Source organism: Streptomyces sp. NPDC056527 (assembly GCF_042794475.1).
GTDB lineage: Bacteria > Actinomycetota > Actinomycetes > Streptomycetales > Streptomycetaceae > Streptomyces.
On sequence record NZ_JBHTTQ010000128.1, the window covers coordinates 1 to 18,792 of the forward strand.

An 18,792-nucleotide genomic window follows, 5' to 3' on the forward strand; every position below is an offset into this window, starting at 1 on the left:
GCCCGGACCGCCGCGCGCGGCCGGGCCCCGGTCGTCCTTATGTCCACCGAACGGTGGACAGTGACCCCTGTGCGGCACAATGACCGTGCCCAGAAGGCCCATGCCCAGCAGGACCGTGGCCACAAGCCGGCGAGTGATGGATCGGGGATATGACAGACGCAGCGGTTGACGAGTCGGCGCGCGGCACGATCGGCGCGAGCCGTGCCTTCGCCTGGCTGCTGGTGATCACCGGAGCCGCGGGCCTGCTCGCCGCCTGGGTCATCACGATCGACAAGTTCAAGCTCCTCGAGGACCCGAACTTCACCCCGGGCTGCAGCCTCAACCCGATCGTCTCCTGCGGCAACATCATGAAGAGCGAGCAGGCGTCGGTCTTCGGCTTCCCGAACCCGATGCTCGGTCTCGTCACCTACGCGATGGTGATCGCCATCGGCGTCGCCCTCCTCGCGGGCGCCCGCTACCGCCGCTGGTACTGGCTCGGGCTGAACGCGGGCACGCTGTTCGGCGTCGGGTTCTGCACGTGGCTGATGTACCAGTCGCTGTACGAGATCAACGCGCTCTGCCTCTGGTGCTGCCTGGCCTGGGTCGCCACTATCGTCATGTTCTGGTACGTGACCTCGCACAACGTCCGCAACGGCGTGATTCCCGCCCCCCGGGGCCTGCGGACCTTCTTCGACGAGTTCACCTGGGTGCTGCCCGTCCTGCACATCGGGATCATCGGGATGCTGATCCTGACGCGCTGGTGGGACTTCTGGACCTCCTGACCGGCGGGGCGGGACTGTCGGTGGCGTGACCTAGGCTTCATGACGTGGAGCCCGACCTCTTTACCGCAGCCGCCGAAGAACGCCAGGAGAAGGACCCGTCCGCCAGCCCCCTGGCCGTACGGATGCGTCCGCGCACCCTCGACGAAGTCCTCGGCCAGCAGCATCTGCTCAAGCCGGGATCCCCCCTGCGGCGGCTGGTGGGGGAGGGCGACGGAGGCCCCGCGGGGGGCTCGTCCGTGATCCTGTGGGGGCCTCCCGGCATCGGGAAGACCACCCTCGCGTACGTCGTCTCCAAGGCGACCAACAAGCGCTTCGTGGAGCTCTCCGCGATCACCGCGGGCGTCAAGGAGGTCCGCGCCGTCATCGAGGGGGCCCGGCGGGCCGCCGGCGGCTTCGGCAAGGAGACCGTCCTCTTCCTCGACGAGATCCACCGCTTCTCCAAGGCCCAGCAGGACTCGCTGCTCCCGGCGGTGGAGAACCGCTGGGTGACACTGATCGCGGCGACGACCGAGAATCCGTACTTCTCGATCATCTCCCCCCTGCTCTCGCGTTCCCTGCTGCTCACGCTGGAGCCGCTCACCGACGACGACCTTCGTGACCTGCTGAAGCGCGCCCTCACCGAGGACCGCGGGCTCGGCGGGGCGGTCACCCTGCCCGAGGACGCCGAGGCGCATCTGCTGCGGATCGCCGGCGGCGACGCGCGGCGCGCGCTGACCGCCCTGGAGGCGGCCGCGGGCTCGGCCATCGCCAAGGGCGAGCCGGAGATCACGCTCCAGACCGTCGAGGAGACCGTCGACCGGGCGGCGGTGAAGTACGACCGGGACGGCGACCAGCACTACGACGTGGCCAGCGCGCTCATCAAGTCCATCCGGGGCTCGGACGTGGACGCGGCGCTGCACTATCTGGCCCGGATGATCGAGGCGGGGGAGGACCCCCGGTTCATCGCCCGCCGTCTGATGATCTCGGCCAGCGAGGACATCGGCCTGGCCGACCCGACGGCTCTGCCGACGGCGGTCGCGGCCGCCCAGGCGGTCGCCATGATCGGCTTCCCCGAGGCGGCGCTGACCCTGAGCCACGCCACGATCGCCCTGGCCCTGGCCCCGAAGTCGAACGCGGCGACGACCGCGATCTTCGCGGCCCAGGCGGACGTACGGAACGGTCTGGCGGGCCCGGTCCCCGCGCATCTGCGCGACGGCCACTACAAGGGCGCGGCCAAGCTGGGCCATGCCCAGGGGTACGTCTACCCGCACGACGTCCCCGGCGGTATCGCGGCCCAGCAGTACGCACCGGACGCGGTCCACGGCAAGCGCTACTACGAGCCGACCCGCTACGGCGCGGAGGCGCGGTACGCCGACGTGGTGGAGAAGGTACGGGAGAGGCTTCGGGGCGACGGCTGACAGGAGGACCGGGGAGCGTGCACGGGGCCCCTGCCGACCCGGTACACTCGTGCGGAGTGCTGCGTCTCGTGTCCGGCTTCGGCCGGCGCCACCAGAACGAGACAGGCAGCCGGAGCCCCGCCTCAGGGCGGGATCTCCAGGAGTGTCGCGCACCTTCGAAGGTGTCGCGGGCAACCCATCACCTCCCCGGACCCCCGGGATCAGGCGATGGGCCGTTCGCGTGCTGCACGTATGTGCCCAGACCAGGGAGCGGCTGCCCGACAGGTCCTTGACGACCGCAAGGGTTTCCCCGGCTGCGGATGCGACCTCCTCTAACCCTGGTGAAGCCGTATTCGTACAGATAGAGAGGTTGGTTCATGCCGAACCAGTCCCGTCCCAAGGTCAAGAAGTCGCGTGCCCTCGGCATCGCGCTGACCCCGAAGGCCGTCAAGTACTTCGAGGCCCGCCCCTACCCGCCGGGCGAGCACGGCCGTGGCCGCAAGCAGAACTCGGACTACAAGGTCCGTCTGCTCGAGAAGCAGCGTCTGCGCGCGCAGTACGACATCAGCGAGCGCCAGATGGCGCGCGCCTACGACCGCGCCAAGAAGGCCGAGGGCAAGACGGGCGAGGCGCTGGTCGTCGAGCTCGAGCGTCGCCTCGACGCCCTGGTCCTGCGTTCGGGCATCGCCCGCACCATCTACCAGGCCCGCCAGATGGTCGTGCACGGTCACATCCAGGTCAACGGTGGCAAGGTCGACAAGCCGTCGTTCCGTGTCCGTCCCGACGACGTCGTGATGGTCCGCGAGCGCTCCCGCGAGAAGCCCCTGTTCCAGGTGGCCCGTGAGGGTGGCTTCGCCGCCGACGGTGAGACCCCGCGCTACCTGCAGGTCAACCTGAAGGCCCTGGCCTTCCGCCTCGACCGCGACCCGAACCGCAAGGAAATCCCGGTCATCTGCGACGAGCAGCTGGTCGTCGAGTACTACGCCCGCTGATCCAGCTGGGGGCACCCCCAGCGGCAGCGCTGGGGGAGTAGTACCACCCTCGCGGTGTTCAGCCCGCCGCTTCCCCGCCCTTACCGGTGGGGAAGCCGGCGGGCTTCCGTGTGTCCGGCACCCGCCGTGCGGAACGGCCGAGGCGCCCGCGGGCCCGCGATGCGCGTCGCCGGATCCCGGCGCTCGCTGAGCGCCCGGTCCACCGCCGCGTCCAACGAGAGCCGCTGCCCCTCCCGGACCGACGCCCCGTAGCGCTCCGCGCCCAGCACCTCGCCGGCCTGCCGCTCGCACAGCGCCCGCGCTCCGTTGAAGTAACCCGAGCCGAACAGCTGCAGACCCACCGAGTCCCACACCGGCAGCGCCGCACCCTGCAGCACCGCCGCCTCCGCCGGATCACCCTGGCTCGCCGTCACCAGCGCGAGCAGCTCGATCCCCAGCACCAGACCCACCAGATCGTGGAAGGTGTGGTTGATGGTCACGCACTCCGCGAGCAGCGTCCGCGCGTCCTCGTGGTCGCCCCCGCACCACGCCGCGTACGCCAGTACATAGAGCGCGTACGCCCTGGTCCAGCGCTCGCCGCGCTCCTCGCAGATCTCCCGCACCTCGGCGCACAGCGCGACCGCGCTCTCCAGATCCCCCTGGAAGACCCGGGCCATCGCCAGCTCGACCTGACCCATCAGCACATTGCTGTTGAGCTCGCCGAGCTCCCGGTACGCCTCCAGCGCGCTGCCGATCAGCTCCTCCGCGCGGGGCATGTCGTCGGAGAGCAGGGCCAGGCAGCCCATCCGGTGCGTCGCGTACGCCTCCGCGACCGGGTTGCCGACCGAGCGGGCCCGCTCGCCGCACTCGTGGAGCGCCGCGACCGCCGCCGTGCTGTCCCCCTGCAGGATCGCCACATAGCCGAGCACCCACAGCGCCTTCAGCCGGGCGTCCTCGTGCTCCGAGCCGAGTGCCAGTGCCCGGTCCAGCCAGTGCCTGCCTTCCGCGAGCCGCCCGCACCCCGCCCAGTAGAACCAGAGCGTCCCGGCGAGATGCTGCGCCAGATGGGCCTCGTCCGGCTGCTCCAGGCAGAGCTCCATGGCCGCCCGCAGATTCGGCAGCGCCGCGTCCGTGCAGGCGGCGACCTCGGCCTGGCGCGGGCTGAACCACTCCAGCTCGCACCAGGTGGCCAGCCCCATGTACCAGTCGCGGTGCCGGCGTCGCATCCGCTCCGTGTCGTCGAGCGCCGCCAGCCACTCCGCCCCGTACGCGGAAACGGTGTCCAGGATCCGGTAGCGCGGACCCGCGGCGGTGTCCTCGCGCGAGACCAGCGACTGGGCGATCAGACCGCCGAGCACCTCCAGGACCTCGTCCGCCGGCAGGCCGGGGCCGCCGCACACGTACTCCACCGCCTCCAGATCGAACGGTCCGGCGAAGACGGAGAGCCGTGCCCACAGCAGCCGCTCCGGCGGGGTGCAGAGCTCATGGCTCCAGCCGATGGCCGTCCGCAGCGTCTGGTGGCGCGGCAGCCCGCTGCGCGATCCGTCCGTCAGCAGCCGGAACCGGTCGTCGAGCCGATGCAGCACCTGCTCCACCGTGAGCAGCGGCATCCGGGCGGCCGCCAGCTCCAGGGCCAGCGGGATCCCGTCGAGCCTGCGGCACAACTCGTGCACGACGGCGGGGTCCCGGTCGTCCGGCCCGCCGGGCGCACCGGCGGCCCGCGCCCGCTCCTCGAACAGGCCCACCCCGTCCGTCTCGCCCATCGGCGCCAGCGTGAACACCGCCTCGCCGTCCACCCGCAGCGGGCGGCGGCCCATCGCGAGCACGGTCAGCCCGGGGGAGTGCCGGAGCAACTCCCGTACGAGTGGGGCGCTCTCCGCCAAGAGGTGCTCGAAGCCGTCGAGGACCAGCAGGATCCGGCGCTCCGCGAGGTGCTCGGTCAGGATCTCCTGCGGGGTCCGCAGGGTGTGGTCGGTCAGCCCCAGCGCCTCGACCAGGGCGAGGGCCACCAGATCCGGGTCGCGCAGCACCGAGAGATCGGCCAGCCACACCCCGTCGACGTAGCGTTTCTGCGTGGTCGAGGCGACCTTCAGGCCCAGCCGGGTCTTGCCGACACCGCCCACCCCGACGATCGTGACCAGACGGAATTCCCCCAGGAGCCGGGCCAGTTCGGCCCGCTCGTCGGCCCGTCCGATGAACCGGTTCAGCTCCGCCGGGAGGTTGCTCCTTCGCATGGGACACGGAGCGTACCCATCCGCACGCACTCCGTACAATCGGATCGGACGAGTCCCCTCCCGAGAGCGGCGATACGAGCGCTAATGCGGTACGGGGAAAGAGTCCGGGCGCGATAGGGTCGGAGGACGACTTTTGGCAAGGGCCCAACGACAAGCAGAGAGCGGTGCGGAGTGACCGGTGGAGAGGTTGCCGGGATTCTGGTGGCCGTGTTCTGGGCGATTCTCGTCTCCTTCCTCGCCGTGGTGCTGGTGAGGCTGGCGCAGACGCTCAAGGCGACCACCAAGCTGGTGGCGGACGTGACCGAGCAGGCCGTCCCGCTGCTGAGCGACGCCTCCGCCACCGTGCGGTCGGCGCAGACCCAGCTCGACCGGGTCGACGCGATCGCCTCGGACGTCCAGGAGGTCACCTCCAACGCCTCGGCGCTCTCCTCCACCGTCGCCTCCACCTTCGGCGGCCCGCTCGTCAAGGTCGCGGCCTTCGGTTACGGGGTGCGCAAGGCCCTCGGCCGCGGCCGTGACGAGGCGCCGCCGGCGCCCTCGCGACGTACCGTCGTCGTCGGTCGCACCGTGCCGGCCGCGCGACGCCGGAAGCAGAAGGGCTGACGCGCGATGTTCCGCCGTACGTTCTGGTTCACCGCAGGCGCCGCCGCCGGCGTCTGGGCCACCACCAAGGTCAACCGGAAGCTCAAGCAGCTGACCCCGGAGAGCCTCGCCGCGCAGGCGGCGAACAAGGCGATCGAGACCGGCCACCGGCTCAAGGACTTCGCCCTCGACGTCAGGGCGGGCATGGTCCAGCGCGAGGCCGAACTGGGCGAGGCCCTCGGCCTGGAGGCCCCGGTGGACGCGCCGGTCGAGCGCGAGCTCCCCGGGCCGCGCCGCAGTGCATCGCTCGATGCCACCCCTGACACCACCACGCATTCGTACCCCACGATCTCGTACAACCGGAATGAGGACCACTGATGGAGTCGGCTGAAATCCGCCGCCGCTGGCTGAGCTTCTTCGAGGAGCGCGGGCACACCGTCGTGCCTTCGGCGTCGCTCATCGCGGACGACCCGACTCTGCTTCTGGTCCCCGCAGGCATGGTGCCGTTCAAGCCGTACTTCCTCGGCGAGGTGAAGCCGCCGTTCTCGCGCGCCTCCAGCGTGCAGAAGTGCGTGCGTACGCCCGACATCGAAGAGGTCGGCAAGACCACCCGCCACGGCACGTTCTTCCAGATGTGCGGCAACTTCTCCTTCGGCGACTACTTCAAGGAAGGCGCCATCAAGCTCGCCTGGGAGCTGCTGACCACCTCGGTGGAGCACGGCGGCTACGGGCTCGAGCCGGAGAAGCTCTGGATCACCGTCTACCAGGAGGACGACGAGGCCGAGCAGATCTGGCGCGACGTCGTCGGCGTCCCGGCCGAGCGCATCCAGCGCCTCGGCAAGAAGGACAACTACTGGTCGATGGGCGTCCCCGGCCCCTGCGGACCGTGCTCCGAGATCAACTACGACCGCGGCCCCGAGTTCGGCGTCGAGGGCGGCCCGGCCGTCAACGACGAGCGCTACGTGGAGATCTGGAACCTGGTCTTCATGCAGTACGAGCGCGGTGAGGGCTCCGGCAAGGAGGACTTCCCGATCCTCGGCGAGCTGCCGTCGAAGAACATCGACACCGGCCTCGGTCTCGAGCGCCTGGCGATGATCCTGCAGGGCGTACAGAACATGTACGAGACCGACACCCTCCAGGTCGTCATCGACAAGGCCACCGAACTCACCGGCGTCGCCTACGGCAAGGCCCACGAGAGCGATGTCTCGCTGCGCGTGGTGGCCGACCACATGCGTACGTCCGTGATGCTCATCGGCGACGGCGTCACGCCCGGCAACGAAGGCCGTGGATACGTGCTGCGCCGCATCATGCGCCGCGCCATCCGCAACATGCGCCTGCTCGGCGCCACCGGCCCGGTCGTCGGCGAGCTCGTGGACACCGTGATCAACACGATGGGCGAGCAGTACCCCGAGCTGATCACCGACCGCAAGCGTGTCGAGACCGTCGCGCTCGCCGAGGAGGCCCGCTTCCTCAAGACGCTCAACGCCGGCTCGAACGTCCTCGACGGCGCCGTCACCGAGACCAAGGCCGCGGGCAGCACGGTCCTCCCGGGCGACAAGGCGTTCCTGCTCCACGACACCTGGGGCTTCCCGATCGACCTCACCCTGGAGATCGCCGCCGAGCAGGGGCTCTCCGTGGACGAGGCCGGCTTCCGCCGACTCATGCAGGAGCAGCGGGACAAGGCCAAGGCCGACGCCAAGGCCAAGAAGACCGGCCACGCCGACGTCGCCGCCTACCGCGAGATCGCGGACGGCAACGGCGCCACCGAGTTCACCGGCTACACCAACACCGAGGGCGAGACCACGGTCGTCGGTCTGCTGGTCAACGGCGTCCCGTCGCCGGCCGCCTCCGAGGGCGACGAGGTCGAGGTCGTCCTCGACCGCACCCCGTTCTACGCCGAGGGCGGCGGCCAGCTCGCCGACCAGGGCCGGATCAAGCTGCACAGCGGCGCCGTGATCGAGATCCGCGACGTCCAGCAGCCGGTCCCCGGCGTCTCCGTGCACAAGGGCTCCGTCCAGGTCGGCGAGGTGACGGTCGGATCGACCGCGTACGCCGCCATCGACGTCCGCCGCCGCCGCGCCATCGCCCGCGCCCACTCCGCCACGCACCTGACGCACCAGGCCCTGCGTGACGCGCTCGGCCCGACGGCCGCCCAGGCCGGCTCCGAGAACTCGCCCGGCCGCTTCCGCTTCGACTTCGGCTCGCCGAACGCCGTGCCCGGGATGGTCCTCACGGACGTCGAGCAGAAGATCAACGAGGTCCTCGCCCGCGAACTCGAGGTCCACGCCGAGGTCATGCCGATCGACGAGGCCAAGCGCCAGGGCGCCATCGCCGAGTTCGGCGAGAAGTACGGCGAGAAGGTCCGCGTCGTCACCATCGGCGACTTCTCCAAGGAGCTGTGCGGCGGTACGCACGTCGGCAACACCGCCCAGCTGGGTCTGGTGAAGCTGCTCGGCGAGTCGTCCATCGGCAGCGGCGTGCGCCGGGTCGAGGCCCTCGTCGGTGTCGACGCCTACAACTTCCTCGCGCGTGAGCACACGGTCGTCGCCCAGCTCCAGGAGCTGGTCAAGGGCCGCGCCGAGGAGCTGCCGGAGAAGATCTCCGCCATGCTCGGCAAGCTGAAGGACGCCGAGAAGGAGATCGAGAAGTTCCGCGCCGAGAAGGTGCTGCAGGCCGCCGCCGGTCTCGTCGAGGGCGCCAAGGACGTCCGCGGCGTCGCGCTCGTCACCGGCCAGGTCCCGGACGGCACCTCCGCCGACGACCTGCGCAAGCTGGTCCTCGACGTCCGCGGCCGCATCCCGGGCGACCGCCCGGCCGTCGTGGCCCTCTTCACCACGGCCAATGGTCGTCCGCTCACGGTCATCGCCACCAACGAGGCCGCCCGCGAGCGCGGTCTCAAGGCCGGCGAGCTGGTCCGCACGGCCGCCAAGACCCTGGGCGGCGGCGGTGGCGGCAAGCCGGACGTCGCCCAGGGCGGCGGCCAGAACCCCGAGGCGATCGGCGAGGCCATCGAGGCCGTCGAGCGTCTCGTGGTGGAGACGGCGTGACGATGCGTCGCGGCCGTCGACTCGCGATCGACGTCGGGGACGCCCGGATCGGGGTCGCCTCGTGCGACCCCGACGGGGTCCTCGCCACTCCGGTGGAGACCGTGCCGGGACGTGACGTCCCGGCCGCCCACCGGCGGCTGAGGCAGATCGTCGAGGAGTACGAACCGATCGAGGTCGTCGTGGGCCTGCCCCGCTCGCTCAGCGGGCGGGAGGGCCCGGCGGCCACCAAGGTCCGCGCCTTCGCGCAGGAGATGGCGAAGGGCATCGCACCGGTCCCGGTCCGCCTGGTCGACGAGCGGATGACGACGGTGACGGCCACACAGGGCCTGAGGGCCTCGGGGGTGAAGTCGAAGAAGGGCCGGTCCGTCATCGATCAGGCCGCCGCCGTGATCATCCTTCAAAACGCTCTTGAGTCCGAACGGGTATCAGGTAATCCGCCCGGCGAGGGCGTCGAAGTGGTCATCTGATCGCGATACGGTAACGTTCCGCGCGATGCGGTGGCGTTCGAACAGCTACCGCACAACGTAGAGGCGGATCGTCCGGAAGCCTCGCGGCTGTTTGGGGATCGATGACTGAGTATGGCCGGGGCCCTGGCTCCGAACCGTGGCATCCCGAGGACCCGTTGTACGGGGACCAGGGATGGGGAGGCCAGCAGCAGCCGTACCCGCAGCAGGCGCAGTACGGCCAGGACCAGTACGGTCAGGGGCAGCTCGGTCAGGACCAGTACGCCCAGGATCAGTACGGCCAGGGCTCGTACGCTCAGGATCAGTACGGCCAGGGCGGCCAGCAGGGATACGGCCAGCAGTACCAGCCTCAGCACCAGCAGCCCCAGCAGTACAGCGAGCCGCAGTACGGAAATCAGTCGTACGGCGGGCAGCAGGGGTATCCCGGGCAGGGCTACGACACGCCCGGGTACCCCGCACAGCAGTACGACACGGGCTGGGAGACGGGTCAGGCGGCCATGCCGTACGGCGCGACTCCCGCCGATCCGTACGGTGGCCAGAACCCCGACCTCTACGGCACCCCCGAGGCGTACCCGCCGCCGCAGCCTCCGAGCCGGCGGCAGGGTCCGCCGGAACCGGTGATCGACTGGGAGGCGGAGCCCGAGGAAGAGGAGCGGCACCCCTTCTTCACCGGCGAGAACGGCGCCGATGACGACGACTACGACGACGACCCGTCCGACGACGGCTCGTCGCGGGGCGGCCGCGACCGGCGGGGCGGCAAGGGCCAGAAGAGCAAGAAGGGCAAGAACGGCATCGCATGCCTGGTCGTCGCCCTCGTGCTCGCGGGCGGTGTCGGCGGCATCGGCTACTTCGGCTACCAGTTCTGGCAGGGCCAGTTCGGCGCGGCGCCCGACTACGCGGGCGACGGCAGCGGCGAGGTCCAGATCGAGATCCCCAAGGGCGCCGGCGGCTACGAGATCGGGAACATCCTCAAGAGGGAGGGTGTCGTCAAGAGCGTCGACGCCTTCGTCTCGGCGCAGGGCAAGAACCCGAACGGCATCAAGATCCAGGCGGGTGTCTACACGCTGAGGAGGGAGATGTCGGCGGAGAGCGCCGTCACGATGATGCTCGACCCGGCGAGCCAGGCGAACTTCGTGATCCCCGAAGGCAAGCGGAACGTCTGGGTCTACGAGCAGATCGACAAGAAGCTCGATCTCAAGGCGGGTACGACGCAGGGCGCAGCCAAGGCGAATGTGAACGACCTGGGCCTTCCGGACTGGGCGAAGAACCACAAGGACGTCAAGGACCCGCTGGAGGGCTTCCTCTTCCCGGCGAGCTACCCGGTGGCCAAGGGCGCCAAGCCCGAGGACGTGCTGCGCAAGATGGTCTCCCGCTCCAACGCGGAGTTCGCGAAGTACGACCTCGAGGCCAAGGCGAAGCAGCTCGGGGTGGAAAGCCCCTGGGAGCTCATCTCCATCGCGAGCCTCGTCCAGGCCGAAGGCACCTCCCACGACGACTTCCGCAAGATGGCCGAGGTCGTCTACAACCGGCTCAAGCCCAGCAACCCGCAGACCTACGGCAAGCTCGAGTTCGACTCGACGTACAACTACATCAAGAACCAGAGCAAGATCGACCTCACGCTCGAAGAGCTGCGGAAGTACGACAACCTCTACAACACGTACTACTACAAGGGCCTGCCGCCCGGTCCGATCGGAAACCCGGGCAACGAGGCACTGAAGGGCGTGGTGAACCCGACGAGCGACGGCTGGTACTACTTCATCTCGCTCGACGGCAAGACGTCCAAGTTCACCAAGACGAACGCCGAACACCAGAAGCTCGTCAACGAGTTCAACAAGTCAAGGAAGAACTGATGCCGTCGATGCGGCGCGCGGCCGTCCTCGGCTCGCCCATCGCCCACTCGCTCTCCCCGGTCCTGCACCGGGCGGCCTACGCGGCGCTCGGCCTCGAAGGATGGTCGTACGACCGGTTCGAGGTCGACGAGGCCGGGCTGCCCGAGTTCGTCGCCGGGCTGGACGGCTCCTGGGCCGGCCTGTCGCTGACCATGCCGTTGAAGCGGGCGATCATCCCGCTGCTCGACGAGATCAGCGACACGGCCGCCTCGGTGGAGGCGGTGAACACGGTCGTCCTCACCGAGGACGGCCGCCGCGTCGGTGACAACACCGACATCCCCGGTCTGGTCGCCGCCCTGCGCGAGCGGGGTGTGGAGAAGGTGGAGTCCGCCGCCGTCCTCGGCGCGGGTGCCACCGCCTCCTCGGCGCTCGCCGCGCTGGCGCGCATCTGCGCGGGCCCCGTCACCGCCTACGTACGGAGCGAGGCGCGGGCCGACGAGATGCGCGGCTGGGGTGAGCGGCTCGGTGTGGACGTGCGTACCGCGGACTGGGGGAGCGCGGCGGAGGCCTTCGCGTCCCCGCTCGTGATCGCGACCACCCCCGCCGGGACGACGGACGACCTGGCGCCCGCGGTCTCCGGCGCTCCCGGCACCCTCTTCGACGTGCTCTACCACCCCTGGCCGACCCCGCTCGCCGCGGCCTGGTCCGCCCGGGGCGGCACCGTACTCGGCGGTCTGGACCTCCTGGTGCACCAGGCCGTCCTCCAGGTCGAACAGATGACCGGTCGAGCCCCGGCGCCGCTGGAGGCGATGCGGCGGGCGGGTACCGAGGCGCTCGCGTCCCACGCGTAGCCCATGGCGTGACACCGTGTCGGGCCCCCGCCAGCTGACATATTCGTCCCGTGCATCGTCCGATAACTGGACCTGAACCGGCATCGGTCGCCGAACGTGGGAGGATCGATGACGGCGGGCCAGGGCCGCGCACCTGGTCGCGCCAAGCAGTTCTGGGCGCGAGCATGAGGAGCATCGTTGAGCAGGTTGCGCTGGCTGACAGCCGGAGAGTCGCACGGTCCCGCGCTGGTCGCGACGCTGGAGGGTCTTCCCGCCGGTGTCCCGGTCACCACGGAGCTGGTGGCGGACCACCTCGCGCGGCGGCGTCTCGGCTATGGGCGTGGCGCGCGCATGAAGTTCGAGCAGGACGAGATCACCTTCCTGGGCGGCGTCCGGCACGGGCTCTCCCTCGGCTCGCCGATCGCCGTGATGGTCGGCAACACCGAGTGGCCCAAGTGGGAGAAGGTCATGGCGGCCGACCCGGTCGACCCGGCCGAGCTCAAGGAGACGGGCCGCAACGCGCCCCTGACCCGGCCCCGCCCCGGCCACGCCGACCTCGCCGGTATGCAGAAGTACGGCTTCGACGAGGCCCGGCCGATCCTGGAGCGCGCCAGCGCCCGTGAGACCGCCGCCCGTGTGGCCCTCGGCGCCGTCGCCCGGTCCTTCATCAAGGAGGCCGCGGGTATCGAGATCGTCTCCCACGTGGTGGAGCTCGCGGCCGCCAAGGCCCCGTACGGCGTCTACCCGACCCCCGCCGACGTCGAGAAGCTCGACGCCGACCCCGTGCGCTGCCTCGACGCGGACGCGTCGAAGGCGATGGTCGCGGAGATCGACCAGGCCCACAAGGACGGCGACACCCTCGGCGGCGTCGTCGAGGTCCTGGCGTACGGCGTGCCCGTCGGCCTCGGCTCCCACGTCCACTGGGACCGCCGCCTCGACGCGCGGCTCGCCGCCGCGCTCATGGGCATCCAGGCCATCAAGGGCGTCGAGGTCGGCGACGGCTTCGAGCTCGCCCGCGTGCCCGGCTCGAAGGCGCACGACGAGATCGTGCGGACCGCAGACGGCATCAAGCGCACCACCGGCCGCTCCGGCGGCACCGAGGGCGGTCTGACCACCGGCGAGCTGCTCCGCGTCCGCGCCGCGATGAAGCCGATCGCGACCGTCCCGCGCGCGCTCGCCACCGTCGACGTCGCCACCGGCGAGGCCACCCAGGCCCACCACCAGCGCTCCGACGTCTGTGCCGTGCCCGCCGCCGGCATCGTCGCCGAGGCCATGGTCGCGCTCGTCCTCGCGGACGCCGTCGTCGAGAAGTTCGGCGGCGACAGCGTCCCGGAGACCCGCCGCAACGTCCAGTCGTACCTCGACAACCTGCAGATCCGGTGACCGGACCGCAGGTCGTCCTGGTCGGGCCCATGGGGTCCGGCAAGTCCACGGTGGGCGCGCTCCTCGCCGAGCTGCTCGGCGCGCCCTACCGGGACACCGACGCCGACATCGTCGCCGCCCAGGGCCGTGAGATCTCGGACATCTTCATCGAGGACGGCGAGGACCGCTTCCGCGCCCTGGAGCGCGAGGCCGTACGGACCGCGGTCGCCGAGCACGAGGGCGTCCTCGCGCTCGGCGGCGGTGCGGTCCTCGACGCCGGTACCCGCGAGCTCCTCACCGGACTGCCGGTCGCCTATCTCTCGATGGACGTCGAGGAGGCCGTACGCCGTGTCGGCCTCAACACCGCGCGGCCGCTGCTCGCCGTCAACCCGCGCCGCCAGTGGCGCGAGCTGATGGAGGCGCGCCGCCACCTCTACACCGAAGTCGCCCGGGTCGTCGTCGCCACCGACGACCGCACCCCCGAAGAGGTCGCGGACGCGGTCCTCGACGCTCTGGAGTTGAAGAAGGACGTATGACGGACCAGGAAGTGACCCGAATCCAGGTCGGCGGTTCGGCGGGCACGGATCCGTACGAGGTGCTGGTCGGGCGGCAGCTGCTCGCCGAGCTGCCCGCCCTGATCGGGCAGAAGGCCAAGCGCGTCGCAGTGATCCACCCGGAGGCGCTGGCCGAGACGGGTGAGGCCCTGCGGGCCGACCTCGCCGACCAGGGTTTCGAGGCCGTCGCCATCCAGGTGCCCAACGCCGAGGAGGCCAAGACCGCCGAGGTCGCGGCCTACTGCTGGAAGGCGCTCGGCCAGACCGGCTTCACCCGCACCGACGTCATCGTCGGCGTCGGCGGTGGCTCGACGACCGACCTGGCAGGCTTCGTGGCCGCCACCTGGCTGCGTGGCGTCCGCTGGATCGCCGTGCCGACCACGGTCCTCGGCATGGTCGACGCGGCCGTCGGTGGGAAGACGGGCATCAACACCGCCGAGGGCAAGAACCTCGTCGGCTCCTTCCACCCGCCCGCCGGCGTCCTGTGCGACCTGGCCGCGCTGGACTCGCTGCCGGTCAACGACTACGTCAGCGGCATGGCGGAGATCATCAAGGCCGGTTTCATCGCCGACCCGGTGATCCTCGACCTCGTGGAGGCGGACCCGCAGGGGGCCCGCACGCCGAACGGACCGCACACCGCCGAGCTGATCGTCCGCTCGATCAAGGTCAAGGCGGAGGTCGTCTCCGGCGACCTCAAGGAGTCGGGCCTGCGCGAGATCCTGAACTACGGACACACGCTCGCCCACGCGATCGAGAAGAACGAGCGGTACAAGTGGCGGCACGGCGCGGCCGTCTCCGTCGGCATGGTCTTCGCCGCCGAGCTCGGCCGGCTGGCCGGCCGGCTCGACGACGCCACCGCCGACCGCCACCGCACGGTCCTGGAGTCGGTCGGCCTGCCGCTCACCTACCGAGGTGACCAGTGGCCCAAGCTCCTGGAGACCATGAAGGTCGACAAGAAGTCCCGTGGCGACCTGCTGCGGTTCATCGTCCTCGACGGGCTCGGCAAGCCGACCGTGCTCGAAGGCCCGGACCCGTCCGTGCTGATCGCGGCCTACGGCGAGGTGTCCGCGTGAGCGACCTCCGTCGCGTCCTCGTGCTGAACGGCCCGAACCTCGGCCGGCTCGGCTCCCGTGAGCCCGACATCTACGGCGCCACGTCGTACAAGGGCCTGGTGGAGTCCTGCCGGGCCCTCGGGACCGAGCTCGGCTTCGACGTCGACGTCCGGGAGACCAACGACGAGGGCGAGATGATCCGCTGGCTGCACGAGGCCGCCGACGGCGCGATCCCGGTCGTTCTCAACCCGGGTGCCTTCACGCACTACTCGTACGGGATGCGCGACGCGGCCGCCCAGCGGACCGCGCCGCTGATCGAGGTGCACATCTCGAACCCGTACACCCGGGAGGAGTTCCGGCACACCTCGGTCGTCGCCGCGGTCGCGACCGGGACCGTGGCCGGATTCGGGATCGGCTCCTACCGACTCGCCCTGCGGGCGCTGGCGGAGGAACTGACCGACTGACAGCGAGCGGCCCCGGAGGCGAGATCGCCTCGTAGGGCACTTCGGACCGCCCCCGGCCGTTCCCCCTGTGGGAGCCGGGGGCGGTAACGTTCCTGGAAGTATCGGCCGTACGAGACGGAGTGGCACCGGATGCAGCACGCAGTGGGGGCTCCGTTGCCACCGCCCGAACCCACGGCATGGGCGCAGGGCGCCGGGCGACCTCCGATGGCGCAGGGCGGACACCAAGCACCGCACCCGCACCCCCACCCCGTCCCTCCCGGCCCCTCGCAGGCGCCGCACCCGGCCGCGCCGCCCGCACCCGGCTGGACGACCGGCGGAGTGCCGCCGCATCCCGGACAGCCGGCACCGATGCCGCGCGACACCACCACCGGGCACGTGCAGCTGCCCCCCGTCGCCATACCCGCGCCGCATGCCGCCGAGCCCGGCACCGGCACGGCGACCCTCGCCGTCCTCCTGATCGGCCCCGCGGGCGCCGGCAAGACGACCGTCGCCCGCCACTGGGCCAAGCGCCGCCGCGTGCCGACCGCGCACATCAGCCTCGACGACGTCCGCGAGTGGGTCTGCTCCGGCTTCGCCGACCCCCAGTCCGGCTGGAACGAACACTCCGAGGCCCAGTACCGCCTCGCCCGCCGCACCTGCGGCTTCGCCGCCCGTAACTTCCTCGCCAACGGCATCTCGTGCATCCTCGACGACGCCGTCTTCCCCGACCGCCCCGTCGTGGGCCTCGGCGGCTGGAAGCGGCACGTCGGCCCCGGACTGCTTCCGGTGGTGCTCCTGCCGGGCCTGGAGATCGTCCTGGAGCGCAACGCCGAGCGCAGCGGAAACAGACGTCTCTCGGACGAGGAGGTCGCCTCCATCCACGGCCGGATGGCCGGCTGGTACGGCTCCGGCCTGCCGATCATCGACAACTCCAAGTACGACGTCGAGACCACCGCCCGCGTCCTCGACGAGGTCCTGGCCCGGTCCATAGCGAGCCCACCCGCCTGGTGACGGCCCGAGGCGGCCGCCGATGGCCCGGTCGGCCGCGCTGAGCAGGCCAGGGCGGCCCGCCCCTCGTAGGCTCGGAGCATGTCAGAGGTGTATGCGGACCGCCGGGTGCGGCTGCGCGACCGGTGCGCGGCGGCCGGCGCCCCGGCGGCCCTGGTCTCCCGCCCCGCCAACGTCCGCTATCTCGCGGGCGGTTCGCCCCTCGGGGCCGTGCTGCTGATCGGCCCGGACGAGGACGTACTGCTCTGCCCCACCGCGCCGGGCGGCGATCCGGCCGACGGACGGCTCGACGAGCTGCTCCGACAGGCGGTGCTGCCCGCGGCCGGCGGGGATCCGGCCGTCGCGGCCGTCGACTTCGCCCGCAAGGCCGGTGCGGACGCCCTCGCCGTCGAGGAACACCATCTGACCGTGGCCCGCCACCGCGCCATGGGCTCGGTCGCGCCGCAGCTCCACCTCGCCGATCTCGGCGGAGCCGTGGAGCAGCTGAGGATCGTGAAGGACGAGGACGAGATCGCCTGTCTGCGGATCGCGGCCGAGATCGCCGACCAGGCCCTGGGAGAGCTGCTGGAGTCCATCCTGGTCGGGCGGACCGAGCGGCATCTCGCGCTGGAGCTGGAGCGCCGGCTCGTCGACCACGGCGCGGACGGCGCCGCCTTCCCGACCTCCGTGGCAACCGGTCCCAACTCCGGCCGGGGCGGCCACCGGCCCTCCGACCGCCGGGTCGAGGAGGGAGATTTCCTCTCCGTCTGCCTCGGCGCCAACTACCGCGGCTACCGCTGCGAGATCGGCCGTACGTTCGTCATCGGAACCACCCCCGCGGACTGGCAGATCGAGCTCTACGACCTCGTCTTCGCCGCTCAGCGGGCGGGCCGGGAGTCACTGGCCCCCGGAGCGGAGTACCGCGACGTGGACCGCGCGGCCCGCCAGATCCTGGACGCCGCGGGCCACGGAGAGGCCGTTCCTTCCCTCACCGGGCACGGTGTCGGTCTTGAAATCGACGAGGACCCGCAGCTCGCACCCTCGGCCATGGGTAAACTGGACGCTTGTGTGCCGGTCACCGTCGAACCGGGGGTCCACCTCCCGGGCCGGGGCGGGGTCCGGATCGATGACACGCTCGTCGTGCGCCAGGAGGCGGACGGCGGACCCGAGCTACTCACCATTACGACCAAGGAGCTGCTCGCGCTGTAGGGCGCGTACGCCTCCCTGGTCCCACGTCAGTCCAGGAGATTCCGCAACCGTGGCTTCCACGAACGACCTCAAGAACGGCATGGTGCTCAAGCTCGACGGGGACCAGCTCTGGTCCGTCGTCGAGTTCCAGCACGTCAAGCCCGGCAAGGGCCCGGCCTTCGTGCGCACCAAGCTCAAGAACGTGCTCTCCGGCAAGGTCGTCGACAAGACCTTCAACGCCGGTGTGAAGGTCGAGACGGCCACCATCGACCGCCGCGACATGCAGTTCTCGTACATGGACGGCGACTACTTCGTCTTCATGGACATGCAGACCTACGACCAGCTGATGGTCGAGCGCAAGGCCGTCGGCGACGCCGCCAACTTCCTGATCGAGGGCTTCACCGCCTCGGTCGCGCAGCACGAGGGCTCGGTGCTCTACGTCGAGCTCCCCGCCGCCGTCGAGCTGACCATCCAGCACACCGACCCGGGCGTCCAGGGCGACCGCTCCACCGGCGGCACCAAGCCCGCCACGCTGGAGACCGGCCACGAGATCCAGGTCCCGCTCTTCATCACCACCGGTGAGAAGATCAAGGTCGACACCCGCACGAGCGACTACCTCGGCCGGGTGAACAGCTAACCGTGGCTGCCCGCAGCAAGGCCCGTAAGCGCGCCTTCCAGATCCTCTTCGAGGCCGACCAGCGCGGTGCGTCCGTGCAGCAGGTCCTCGCGGACTGGGTCCGGCACGCACGGTCCGACGACCGTCAGCCGCCGGTCAACGAGTTCACGATGCAGCTGGTCGAGGGATACGCGGACCACGCGAACCGGATCGACGAGCTCATCGCCACCTACGCGGTGGACTGGGACCTGGACCGTATGCCGGTCGCCGACCGGAACATCGTGCGCCTCGGCGCGTACGAGCTGATCTGGGCCGACGAGACGCCGGACGCCGTGGCGATCGACGAGGCGGTGCAGCTCGCCAAGGAGTTCTCCACCGACGAGTCGCCGACCTTCGTCAACGGCCTCCTGGCCCGCTTCAAGGACCTGAAGCCGCGCCTTCGCCGGGACGCCTAGCCCCCGGCAGCCGAAGGGGCCCGCAGCGCGATGTGCTGCGG

The 18,792-nt window shown here is 70.8% G+C and carries 18 protein-coding genes; 17 read left to right on the forward strand and 1 reads right to left on the reverse strand.

The window, feature by feature from the left end; genetic code table 11:
* Window positions 1–149: 149 nt before the first annotated feature.
* The 3 genes from ACFQ7Q_RS34030 (at window position 150) to rpsD (ending at window position 3,129) form a co-directional block, all read left to right on the forward strand.
* Entirely contained in the window at window positions 150–761 is a 612-nt protein-coding gene (locus ACFQ7Q_RS34030; RefSeq protein ID WP_383562023.1) for a vitamin K epoxide reductase family protein, read from the forward strand.
* 44 nt (window positions 762–805) lie between these two features.
* Window positions 806–2,158: a replication-associated recombination protein A gene (locus ACFQ7Q_RS34035; protein ID WP_383562025.1), complete on the forward strand. Its 1,353-nt coding sequence runs from the start codon at window positions 806–808 to the stop codon at window positions 2,156–2,158.
* 356 nt (window positions 2,159–2,514) lie between these two features.
* The gene (gene rpsD / locus ACFQ7Q_RS34040) at window positions 2,515–3,129 is read left to right on the forward strand and encodes a 30S ribosomal protein S4 (protein WP_158985446.1); all 615 of its coding nucleotides are present in this window, start codon (window positions 2,515–2,517) and stop codon (window positions 3,127–3,129) included.
* A gap of 80 nt (window positions 3,130–3,209) precedes the next feature.
* Here rpsD and ACFQ7Q_RS34045 read toward each other — a convergent pair whose 3' ends face one another.
* Entirely contained in the window at window positions 3,210–5,342 is a 2,133-nt protein-coding gene (locus tag ACFQ7Q_RS34045; RefSeq protein ID WP_383562027.1) for an ATP-binding protein, read from the reverse strand.
* A 171-nt stretch (window positions 5,343–5,513) separates the two neighbouring features.
* Here ACFQ7Q_RS34045 and ACFQ7Q_RS34050 point away from each other — a divergent pair, with 171 nt between their 5' ends.
* From ACFQ7Q_RS34050 to nusB, 14 genes are all read left to right on the forward strand, one after another.
* Window positions 5,514–5,945 (forward strand): DUF948 domain-containing protein, encoded by a 432-nt coding sequence (locus tag ACFQ7Q_RS34050; RefSeq protein ID WP_376444014.1) that lies wholly within the window; start codon window positions 5,514–5,516, stop codon window positions 5,943–5,945.
* Window positions 5,946–5,951: 6 nt separating this feature from the next.
* Complete coding sequence (locus tag ACFQ7Q_RS34055) at window positions 5,952–6,302, forward strand: DUF6167 family protein (protein ID WP_383562029.1); 351 nt, start codon at window positions 5,952–5,954, stop codon at window positions 6,300–6,302.
* Window positions 6,302–8,971, forward strand: coding sequence for an alanine--tRNA ligase (gene alaS / locus ACFQ7Q_RS34060; RefSeq protein WP_383562031.1), 2,670 nt, complete (start codon window positions 6,302–6,304; stop codon window positions 8,969–8,971). The genes ACFQ7Q_RS34055 and alaS overlap by 1 nt, the downstream gene beginning before the upstream one ends.
* 2 nt (window positions 8,972–8,973) lie before the next feature.
* Entirely contained in the window at window positions 8,974–9,438 is a 465-nt protein-coding gene (ruvX, locus tag ACFQ7Q_RS34065; RefSeq protein ID WP_383562049.1) for a Holliday junction resolvase RuvX, read from the forward strand.
* Between the two features lie 101 nt (window positions 9,439–9,539).
* On the forward strand, window positions 9,540–11,285 hold the full coding sequence (gene mltG / locus ACFQ7Q_RS34070; RefSeq protein WP_383562033.1) for an endolytic transglycosylase MltG: 1,746 nt from the start codon (window positions 9,540–9,542) through the stop codon (window positions 11,283–11,285).
* Entirely contained in the window at window positions 11,285–12,115 is an 831-nt protein-coding gene (locus ACFQ7Q_RS34075; RefSeq protein WP_383562035.1) for a shikimate dehydrogenase, read from the forward strand. The genes mltG and ACFQ7Q_RS34075 overlap by 1 nt, the downstream gene beginning before the upstream one ends.
* Window positions 12,116–12,292: 177 nt before the next feature.
* Window positions 12,293–13,477 carry a chorismate synthase gene (gene aroC / locus ACFQ7Q_RS34080; RefSeq protein WP_383562037.1) on the forward strand — a complete coding sequence of 395 codons (1,185 nt, stop codon included), beginning with the start codon at window positions 12,293–12,295 and terminating at the stop codon, window positions 13,475–13,477.
* Window positions 13,478–13,506: 29 nt separating this feature from the next.
* Window positions 13,507–13,992: a shikimate kinase gene (locus ACFQ7Q_RS34085; RefSeq protein WP_383562051.1), complete on the forward strand. Its 486-nt coding sequence runs from the start codon at window positions 13,507–13,509 to the stop codon at window positions 13,990–13,992.
* The gene (aroB, locus tag ACFQ7Q_RS34090) at window positions 13,989–15,083 is read left to right on the forward strand and encodes a 3-dehydroquinate synthase (RefSeq protein ID WP_383562039.1); all 1,095 of its coding nucleotides are present in this window, start codon (window positions 13,989–13,991) and stop codon (window positions 15,081–15,083) included. Before ACFQ7Q_RS34085 ends, aroB begins: the two co-directional genes overlap by 4 nt.
* Window positions 15,080–15,526 (forward strand): type II 3-dehydroquinate dehydratase, encoded by a 447-nt coding sequence (gene aroQ, locus ACFQ7Q_RS34095; RefSeq protein WP_383562041.1) that lies wholly within the window; start codon window positions 15,080–15,082, stop codon window positions 15,524–15,526. The genes aroB and aroQ overlap by 4 nt, the downstream gene beginning before the upstream one ends.
* A gap of 129 nt (window positions 15,527–15,655) precedes the next feature.
* A complete protein-coding gene (locus ACFQ7Q_RS34100) occupies window positions 15,656–16,516 on the forward strand; it encodes an AAA family ATPase (protein ID WP_383562043.1) in 861 nt (286 codons plus the stop codon).
* 78 nt (window positions 16,517–16,594) lie between these two features.
* On the forward strand, window positions 16,595–17,701 hold the full coding sequence (locus ACFQ7Q_RS34105) for an aminopeptidase P family protein (protein ID WP_383562045.1): 1,107 nt from the start codon (window positions 16,595–16,597) through the stop codon (window positions 17,699–17,701).
* A gap of 49 nt (window positions 17,702–17,750) precedes the next feature.
* Window positions 17,751–18,317 (forward strand): elongation factor P, encoded by a 567-nt coding sequence (gene efp / locus ACFQ7Q_RS34110; protein WP_383562047.1) that lies wholly within the window; start codon window positions 17,751–17,753, stop codon window positions 18,315–18,317.
* Between the two features lie 2 nt (window positions 18,318–18,319).
* Entirely contained in the window at window positions 18,320–18,751 is a 432-nt protein-coding gene (gene nusB, locus ACFQ7Q_RS34115; RefSeq protein ID WP_376444042.1) for a transcription antitermination factor NusB, read from the forward strand.
* Window positions 18,752–18,792 lie beyond the last annotated feature (41 nt).